This window comes from Desulfovibrio sp. OH1186_COT-070, from assembly GCF_003860215.1.
Lineage (GTDB): Bacteria > Desulfobacterota > Desulfovibrionia > Desulfovibrionales > Desulfovibrionaceae > Desulfovibrio.
In genome coordinates, this window is record NZ_RQYH01000106.1 from 1 (window position 1) to 917 (window position 917).

The 917-nt window shown below is 52.5% G+C and carries 1 pseudogene; it reads right to left on the reverse strand.

Going from position 1 to position 917, the window contains the following annotated elements:
- Positions 1–860, reverse strand: a pseudogene (locus EII23_RS12065) (IS3 family transposase); the annotation flags it as partial.
- Between the last annotated feature and the right edge of the window lie 57 nt (positions 861–917).

Below are 917 nucleotides of genomic sequence, written 5' to 3' on the forward strand. Positions count from 1 at the left end.
TTTTTCAGCCCAGGACTGGAAAATGCCGCTCACATATTCAGGGCCGTTATCACAACGAATCTCCCTGGGACAACCCCGCCATTCAATGATGTTCTCCAGGGCACGGATTACCCGCTCCGACGGCAAGGAAAAATCAATCTCAATGCCGAGCCCTTCACGGGTAAAGTCGTCCAGAACATTCAAGAGGCGGATACAGCGGCCATCTTGAAGCTGGTCGTGCATGAAGTCCATCGACCATACCTGGTTTACGGTTTCAGGAACAGCCAGTTGTTCCGGCTTGTCCCGCTTTCTCCGTTTCCTGGGCTTTATCCGCAAGTTCAGTTCAAGCTCCCGGTAAATGCGGTACACGCGCTTGTGGTTCCAGCCGTAACCCTTGACGTTGCGCAGAAACAGAAAGCACAGGCCAAATCCCCAGTTGAGATGAGCCTGGGTGAGGCCCAAAAGCAATTCCGCAATTCTGGCATTGTCGTCCACGAGCTTCGGCTCATATCGAAAGCAGCGTTCACTGACGCTGAACAACGCGCACGCTTGCCGGATGCTTATTTTTTTCTCATTCACGGCTTCTTTGGCCATCTCCGCACGCAGAGATGGCCTCACCACTTTTTTGCAAGAGCCTCCTGCACGACCTCGGCACGCAGCTGCGCGTCTGCGTACATCTTTTTCAGGCGGACGTTTTCCCGCTCCAACTCCTTCATCCGTGCCATCAGTGAGGCGTCCATGCCGCCGTATTTTGCTCGCCACTTGTAGAAAGCCGCACTGCTCATCCCGTGCTGGCGGCAAAGTTCCGTTACCGGAATACCGTTTTCGGCCTGCTTCAAAATTGCCAGAATCTGGCTGTCTGTAAACCGTGATTTTTTCATGTAAAATCTCCCGCTTCATGAGTATGGGAAATTCTACTTTCAAACGCTACCATTTTT